This window comes from Streptococcus cristatus (assembly GCF_003943465.1).
GTDB classification, from domain to species: domain Bacteria; phylum Bacillota; class Bacilli; order Lactobacillales; family Streptococcaceae; genus Streptococcus; species Streptococcus cristatus_C.
The window spans coordinates 69,984-78,107 of the sequence record NZ_RJPR01000012.1 but is presented as its reverse complement, the minus strand read 5'-3'; the positions used below and the strand labels follow the sequence as shown (position 1 = coordinate 78,107).

The window sequence follows — 8,124 nt, the reverse complement described above, 5'->3', positions numbered from 1 at the left end:
GTATAAGATTTGATTCCATTTTAGCTAAGGTCTTACCTAATATTTTGCTGATACTTATTGTTTTAACCACGTTTCAGAGTGATTGGAATATACTTATACCTGTAACTTACTATTATACAGCAATTCAGTCAACTACAAGCTTAGGTATTAAATTATTAGTTTGTATCTGGATTATGGGATTTGAATTTTCCCTTCTTCCTAAACTAATCAAATTAAAAGGACAAAATCTAGTTTAAATGTTGCTCGAAAATTAAATAATTGAATACGATTAACAATGAAACAATACAACGTGAGTCATGATTTCAAGGTAATTGATTTTACGATTCTGGTTTCTTACGCTTAAGTAAGCAAGTTGTATTGTAAGCGTCCCATAACTAAGTATCTAGAAAAAATCCAGAATTGTTCCCTGTTATCTAGGGGGCGTTCTGGATTTTTTTAGCGACAATTTTTTGTATGGTTTGTGACTATGGTAAATAAGCTTCTAGCGTCTCTCTTTTTGCGAGACTCTCCTCATTAGGAATATGTTCTAGAAGATAGCTTATATTTTTTTGGTATTCAAGTGATGTCGTTTAGTGGTCTGAAATAGGCTCATGAAGACAACTGTCGCCTTGGATCCCTCGTAACTTTGGGAGAATAGACAATTTTTACGTCCCATAACCAAAGACTTGATAGCTATCTCTGCTAAATTATTGGAAAGAACTAAGCAGCCATCTATTAAAACTATATTGAAAGTTTCTTCATACTTGAGATGGTATGCAAAGGCTTTTCCGATTTTAGAACCAGACAAGACAACTTGCTGGCGATACCAATCAAAGAATTCCTTCATTAGAGGTTTCAGTTATTCTTGCTGTTTTTGAAGCTGCTCATCTGGTGTTAAGACTTCCCAAAGCTTCTCAATGCGAAACATCGCATCACACTTAACCCCAGTGACGATAGATCAGCTTCCTTTGGAGTAGCTTCAAAAAACTTCTGGCTACCATGAGCCCAGCAATTGAACAATTTGACATTGGGTAATTGTCTATAGGCGCTCCACATATCATAATAGACAAACCTATTATAATCACCGAGGAATTCTTGGACAACCACACAGCTACGACGTTGATCGTGATAGTGCCAGTTTGACAAGTTTCTAGCCAGCTGTTTGTACGCTTTCTTCTGTTCCTTATCAAACATGGCATACTTAATCAAATAGTTCACATTGCTCTCATCCAAACGAAGAAGGTTCTCTTCACTTCCGTATCTTGCATCTGCAACAACAATCTTTAAGTCATGTGGGTAAGTTTCGAGAAATGGCAAAAGGGTTTTAGTATCCGCCTGATTTGGAAAAATATCATAATGAAGAACAAATGGGTTTTCCGTTGCGATTTAAAGATTATACCCAGGATTGCATTTGGTACAACATACCCCATGAGATCTCATAAACGATATCGTTAAAGATGTAGTAAGAACGAATCATAAGAAGTCAGCAGACAGCATAGTAGTGAAGAAATTTCTGTAGTCGAAGTGAGGCTAAGGATTGAAGAATTAAATGATAATCTACCTACAACATTCTATTCGCAATAATTCTTGTATGTAAAGATGCTTCTCACAGAATGTATGCTGAAATATGCTCTTCACAAATATTGGACGGCATAAGAGAAATGAAATCATACATAGGTAGATGTGGAAATTCGAACTGTTCTAACGAAACTTTAGTTGAACTGTTGTATTTCGAACGGTACATAAGGTGGTGTTAGTGACCAAAAATAGTTTCTACTCGATTATTAAAAATAGTGTTTCTGTACTGTTAGTGTTATGGTAAATATGCCTATAGTCCTCCCTGTTTTACCAGAGTTTGTTCATTTGGGGAACGCGTGGTAAGGTAAGCCGATAAAGTTTTCTGAATCTATTAGTTGTCATAATCAAGCTCATAATGATAGCTACAGCTCAATCTTTAACTAAACTCAGAGAGAACAACCAATTTTTTCTTGTAATAACTAATCACTCAACGATGTGCTTTACCAAATTGTTAGAGAGTTCTAACTTGACATCTAAAATAATATTACTAAAGAGCTCTTCATAGTTAAGATTGTGTGCTATGTCATGTCCTAATTTATATTTGGGAATAATGTGCTGTTCCAGGCACTACCTAAAGGAATCTTCTAACAAAGGATGAAAAAATACATTAAAAATTTTATTGTAAGCTAGACTAGAGAATCCAAGATTATTTTGAACAACTTTGTGACGAGTTGTCACAAAAAACGAAACTCCCTTCAAATATGATTATACTCAGGATAATTAGGAGGAGTACAATGTTTGTTCGTATCCGTAATTTGAGGGAAGATGCAGATTTAACACAAGAAAATATTGCCCAATTATTAAATTGTAGCCGTTCTACATATTCTAGATATGAGGAAGGAAACAGAAGGATAGATATTTTTGATTTGATCAAGTTAGCTGAATAATATGATGTCAGTTTAGATTATATAGTTGGTAGAGTAGATTTTAAATACAGCCATAGACTTCAGTACTATAAAAAGTGAATTTAATATTAGCCTTACTTTTTTTAGTGACATGTTGTCACTAAAATAATATTTTAGAAAAGAGTTAGATAAACTAAATTTAAGGTATTTTTACTTTAAGATACTTGATTTGTTCATTGACAACTGAATAGACCGAGGTGGAACTTTCTTATTTGTCGAGCAATTTAGTGCGATACGCCATGATAGGAGCGATTATTTGTCAACTATAAAATAGAGTGGTTCTCTATCTGCCATGACTACAAATAATTATAATGATACTTCTGAACGTTCAGGCTGCCAACGTAAAAGGACAGCGGGTGAGATGCCCATGAATGATCTAACCAGTCATACCCACGGAGGAAATGATAAAGTAACACGTTATCAGGAGGAAAATTTTTGGAACAAACAGTCGTAAAATATAGTCTTCAGTTATCAATGCTTAATTTTTTATACTCTAAAGAATTGTTGTCTAAAAGTGAATATGAAAAAATCAGAAACAGACTGCGTATTAAGTACACAAAATAGCTGACCTTTTTATTTGAATGCGGTAATATAGAATCAAAAGGAGGAATTTCAGTATGAAAAAAAATAATGTTGAAATAATAAAAGCTGATTCTTTAGTTCGACGTAGAGGTGTCAATGTAGAAAGACATTTAAAAAGGGTTGCTGCTTATTGCCGAGTTAGTTCTGATAGCGATGATCAGAAGAACAGTTATGAATCTCAAGTAAGACACTACAAAGAATATATTTCTCAGCGTTCAGATTGGGAACTTGCAGATATTTATGCAGATGAAGGTATATCCGGAACACAAGTAGGAAAGAGACAAGATTTTCAACGATTAATAAATGATTGTGTAAATGGAGAAATAGATTACATTGTCACAAAAGCAATTGCCAGATTTGCAAGAAACACCTTAGATACTTTGAAGTATGTCAGAATGTTAAAGGATATGCAAATTGGAGTTTATTTTGAAGAAGAGAACATAGATACCCTTACTATGGATGGAGAACTACTTCTAACCATTCTTAGCTCTGTTGCACAGCAAGAAGTAGAAAATACATCTGCACATGTGAAAAAGGGATTAAAAATGAAGATGCAACGTGGTGAACTGATAGGGTTTCAAGGGTGCTTGGGGTATGACTATGATGTAGAAACCAAGCAACTTTCTATCAATAAAAAAGAAGCAAAAATAGTTCGTTATATCTTTGCAAGGTACTTAGAAGGTTTTGGGGGGAAAGTTATAGCAAGGGAACTTGATGAACTAGGTTACAAATCTCCGAGAGGATTAGATCATTGGAATGATACAACAGTCTTAGGAATCATAAAGAATGAAAAATATAAGGGCGATATTCTAATGGGCAAAACTTTTACAGTTGACCCAATAAGCAAGAGGCGTTTGAGTAATTTTGGTGAAGAAGATAAGTACTATATCAAAGATAATCATGAACCTATAGTATCTAAAGAGGACTTTGAGAAAGCTCAGGAGATTAGGTTGCGTAGGGCAGGAAATAAAAAGACAGCTGCAAATGTAAATGGAAAACGTGAACGCTATTCAAAAATGTATGCTTTCAGTAGTATGTTGGAATGTGGCTTTTGTGATTCAATATTATCTAGAAGAAGTTGGCACTGCCGTTCAGATTATCGCAAAGTTGTGTGGCACTGTGTTACATCGATAAAGAAAGGAAAGAAATTTTGTAAGCATAGTAAAGGATTAGAAGAGCTCGCTATTGAGGGAGCTTTCATGGAAGCTTACAGACAACTCTATCATTCAAATGAAAACTTATTGACAGACTTGCTTGAAACGATAGAATCTGAATTGAATGACAATAGCCTTAACAAGGAACTAAAAAGGATTACAAACAAACTTCGAACCTTACTAAAAAAAGAGGAGAATCTTGTAAATCTAAGGCTCGAAGGGAAAGTTAGCGATTCTATTTATAATGAAAAATATAATGAGCTCTTCTCAGAAAAAGAATATCTTGAAGAAGAAAAGGTAAATGTTGAAACAACATTGAAGTCAGAAATTGATGTTAAGAAAAGACTAACTGAGTTTAAACAATTACTGTCTTCACAGAAAATGCTCACTGAGTTTGATCGTACAGTTTTTGAGAGTATCGTTGAGAAAATTATTGTAGGTGGTGTTAATAGCGATGGTGAAATTGATCCTGCAATGCTAACCATAATTTTCAAAACAGGAGAAACTCAAAATAAGGATGGCAAACAATTCAAAAGTAAACGTAAAAATGCTAAACTAGAATCAAATAAATTGTGTCCTCAAAACAGTGACGAGGATAAAAAAATGTATTCTCAAGTAACAGACAACACACGTCGAGTGTGTGAGTTTGTTAGTGAAACGTAGTTAATCCTCAAAAGGTTCACCCAAACCTTTTGAGTCCCGCAGACGCATCCATGATGGACGGATACCTTGTGTATTTTGACGGTAAGCTGATAGGTGGCATTTGTAATAATGAACTATTTTTAAAGAGAGAGCCGTTCCAGCATCCAAAGCAAAAATGAAGGCTGGATGGGAAAATCTCAAACTATTTATATCTGCGATAAAAGACTCGGATAAGCCTATAAAAGCTACTCAAATCATCGCTGAGCAGAAAAACACCTATAAGGCAAGTGAGATTGAAGTTGTTAACAAGGTTGAAAATCAGGAAGATAAGAAATATGCGCTCTCCCCAGAGGAAGTATAACTATTATTAGATACAGCAAGGCGAAGCACATTAATGATAGCGGCAAGTTTAAGTATTCTCAATAATTCAGTTGTAATGGATGATGGAACGGACCCGGAGAGAATTGCGATGATTCAAAGAGGAATAGAACAGTTGTCCTCTAAAGATATTACGACACAGATTGATCTGCTTCTTGAAGACAAAAATAGTGGTCTTATAGATAATGCGTCGATTTCGATGCTGAGAGCCTTCAGAGAGGGAATGTTTATTGGAAATGGTACACCGATACCTGTCAGTCGTTACATTGATGCTAAATAAAGAAACAAAGAGGAGTGATACTTTTGAATTATGACTTAAGAACCTGTGACTCAGCATATTATTTTCTTTTGAATTTCATGGATATGACCCCAGATGAATATATAACAGAATTGGTAATTGAATGTGATAATCGTTTTGAGCGATTCTGAGAAAGAAATATTGATAGAATTCCAGATGTAGATATCTCTGATTTGCGTATAATGGCTTTTCACGTGGTTGGAGCATTGGATGAATGTAAAGAAATTCGAGAGAATGGTTTGATGAATTTACAGGAGGTACTAAAACGTGATACGGTAATCTCTAAGGCATTGGGCTATTACGGGATTTTCTTCGATATAGAAAATAGAATTTTGCATTGTAATGGTGAGAAGTACGATATTGATTATGATGAAGTGCAAGACCAAATACATGCTATGTATAAAAAATTAAAGAAAGCAAAGAAGTCGAAGGTCGATATTTTTAATGAAATCGCACAGATAATCCATAAGGTTAGTCTGATGGATGAGATTTTGTGCCAGATTGTAGTATCGTACTTTGTTCAGAGCTGTGAGGTATTCGATGCAATTACCTAATAAATTATATTCATATAAAAAGAGTACGTTAGCACAGATTCCAATTGTACTTGACGCAATTAAGAATGGACCAGTACCGGTTGTTGATTTGTACAAGCAAATCAGACAGTTACTGGATGATGCAACAGATTTTATGTCTGTTATGGATTGTCTGTATGCTTTAGGAGCTACAGACATAAATGATGAGGGAGAGATGTTCATCTGCTTATAGAAATGAAGTCTCTAGCGTTTAAGGAAAAGGGTAAGGAATGGTATACTATAAAATATATGTAATACTTGAATATAATTCTGGGTAAGAGCGATGGAGCTATGTCAATAGGTAAGTCCTCAGCGTTACTGGCAATTGATTTTGTATTCGGTGGAGATACTTATGTTAAAAGTGATGGCGTTAAACAGGAAGGTAATCACCCAATATTCTTTGCATTTGAGTTTAATGGTATCAGATATTATTTTGAGAGAAATACCGGTGATAGTGATACTTTCTATATTTGTGATAATCATTATCGTAGAACTGATAAGACTTATGCGAAAACAGAGTTTGCGAACTGGTTAAAGGTTAACTACAACATGGATTTTGCCGGAATATCATTTAGGAAAACTCTTAGTAGTTTCTTCAGAATCTATGGAAAGAAGAACCATGATGAACTTAATCCGCTACAAGGAATTCCGGGTCAAAATATGGAAAAATCTATCAATGTTATTTTGACGCTTTTTGATAAGTATAAGGATATCGAAGTGTTCAAACAGAGCGTTGATGAACATAAAAATAGACTTGCTGCCTACAATACTGCAAGAAAATATGTGTTTATTTCCAATTTAGTCGGTGGAAAAAAGAAGTATGAAGAAAATCTTCAGGAAATTCGCGCGTTAGAACAGGAATTGGGAACTTTAATGGAGATTGCAGAAAAAGGTCATACGGATGAAGAAATTGAGAAAAATAAACGCAAAGCGGAATTAACAACAATAAAGCTTAATTTAGAGACACTGCTACAATCAAAAGAAATGCGACTCAGACTTGTTAATATGAGCTTGGAATATGGGTTGTATCCGACAGAGGCAGATATAGCTGCATTACAACAATACTTTCCGACAGTGAATCTTCGAAAGATATATGAAGTGGAGCAGTACTATCGGAAATTAGCAAAAATATTAGACGGACAGTTTAAAAGTGAACAGAATGCTATAAAGGGTGAAATTGATATCATAAAAGAACAATTTGAAATAGTAAACACCCGAAGAACTTGGATTTGTCGGTAATATTTCTAAAGAATTTTTTGATAAACATTCTGCTATCACAGGAGAAATAAATGCATTGAGAACCCAGAATCAGGCGTTCTTAAAGCAAAAAGAATTGCAGGAAGTAAAGGCCAATGCGGATGAAGTTTTAAGACGTAGCATTGAAGATATCTTGAGAGAAATTGAAGTAACTCTGAACGGTAAAATGAAAGAGTTTAATGATTCCTTGTTTTCGAATCAGCGTAAGCCACCGTATATCCACTTCAATCGTTATGATAGTTATAAATTTGAAACGCCTATGGATACGGGAACAGTATCAAATTATAAAGGAATGATAGTTTATGATCTGGCGATGCTTTTTTCTACAGCACTTCCGGCGTTGGCGCATGATTCGTTATTGTTTAAAAATCTCGAAAAGAATGTCGAGGATGGAATTATAAAAATCTATAATAGCACAAAGAAACAAGTGCCTATTGCTTATGACAAGCAGGATGATTGCAGACCGGAGACTAGGGATATTCTAGAGAGGAATTGTGTTCTTCGTCTTTCAAATGATAATTGTGAACTGTATGGAAGGTCATGGAATATAGAGGAGTAAAACCAGTATGAAGATGAGTTATAACAAATTATGGAAGTTACTGATTGATAAAAATATGAAAAAATCAGATTTGAGAAAGAATGCAGGAATCAGTTCATCTCCACTTGCAAAACTAGGTAAATATGAAAATGTTACTACAGAAGTACTAGCAAAAATCTGTAACGAACTCAAATGTGATGTCGGGGATATTATGGAATTCATACGGGATGAAAATGAATAA

General features: G+C 34.6%; 9 protein-coding genes and 4 pseudogenes. 12 read left to right on the top strand and 1 reads right to left on the bottom strand.

Annotated elements, in window-relative coordinates; genetic code table 11:
* Positions 1-236: pseudogene (locus D8793_RS12060) on the top strand (hypothetical protein); the annotation flags it as partial.
* Positions 237-464: 228 nt separating this feature from the next.
* On the opposite strand, the pseudogene D8793_RS12440 reads toward D8793_RS12060, so the two are convergent.
* Positions 465-1,365: pseudogene (locus D8793_RS12440) on the bottom strand (IS66 family transposase); the annotation flags it as partial.
* Positions 1,366-2,291: 926 nt separating this feature from the next.
* Between D8793_RS12440 and D8793_RS10450 the strand changes: the two are divergent.
* The 11 genes and pseudogenes from D8793_RS10450 to D8793_RS10410 form a co-directional block, all read left to right on the top strand.
* Positions 2,292-2,441 (top strand): annotated as a pseudogene (locus D8793_RS10450) (helix-turn-helix domain-containing protein); the annotation flags it as partial.
* A 313-nt stretch (positions 2,442-2,754) separates the two neighbouring features.
* Positions 2,755-2,916, top strand: a complete 162-nt coding sequence (locus tag D8793_RS11940; RefSeq protein ID WP_185761059.1) for a hypothetical protein — start codon at positions 2,755-2,757, stop codon at positions 2,914-2,916.
* Positions 2,917-3,079: 163 nt separating this feature from the next.
* Positions 3,080-4,861: a recombinase family protein gene (locus D8793_RS10445; RefSeq protein ID WP_125371809.1), complete on the top strand. Its 1,782-nt coding sequence runs from the start codon at positions 3,080-3,082 to the stop codon at positions 4,859-4,861.
* A gap of 47 nt (positions 4,862-4,908) precedes the next feature.
* Positions 4,909-4,995 (top strand): annotated as a pseudogene (locus tag D8793_RS10440) (TfoX/Sxy family protein); the annotation flags it as partial.
* Between the two features lie 20 nt (positions 4,996-5,015).
* Positions 5,016-5,201: a hypothetical protein gene (locus tag D8793_RS10435; RefSeq protein WP_125371808.1), complete on the top strand. Its 186-nt coding sequence runs from the start codon at positions 5,016-5,018 to the stop codon at positions 5,199-5,201.
* 33 nt (positions 5,202-5,234) lie between these two features.
* Entirely contained in the window at positions 5,235-5,498 is a 264-nt protein-coding gene (locus D8793_RS10430) for a hypothetical protein (protein WP_125371807.1), read from the top strand.
* A gap of 212 nt (positions 5,499-5,710) precedes the next feature.
* Positions 5,711-6,070, top strand: coding sequence for an ABC-three component system protein (locus D8793_RS11935; protein WP_185761058.1), 360 nt, complete (start codon positions 5,711-5,713; stop codon positions 6,068-6,070).
* Complete coding sequence (locus tag D8793_RS10420) at positions 6,057-6,281, top strand: ABC-three component system middle component 7 (protein WP_125371806.1); 225 nt, start codon at positions 6,057-6,059, stop codon at positions 6,279-6,281. Before D8793_RS11935 ends, D8793_RS10420 begins: the two co-directional genes overlap by 14 nt.
* A 98-nt stretch (positions 6,282-6,379) precedes the next feature.
* Positions 6,380-7,327 (top strand): ATPase, encoded by a 948-nt coding sequence (locus D8793_RS12055; protein ID WP_221760781.1) that lies wholly within the window; start codon positions 6,380-6,382, stop codon positions 7,325-7,327.
* Between the two features lie 55 nt (positions 7,328-7,382).
* Positions 7,383-7,904: a DUF2326 domain-containing protein gene (locus D8793_RS12050; RefSeq protein WP_221760780.1), complete on the top strand. Its 522-nt coding sequence runs from the start codon at positions 7,383-7,385 to the stop codon at positions 7,902-7,904.
* Positions 7,905-7,911: 7 nt separating this feature from the next.
* Positions 7,912-8,124, top strand: a complete 213-nt coding sequence (locus tag D8793_RS10410; protein WP_125371805.1) for a helix-turn-helix domain-containing protein — start codon at positions 7,912-7,914, stop codon at positions 8,122-8,124.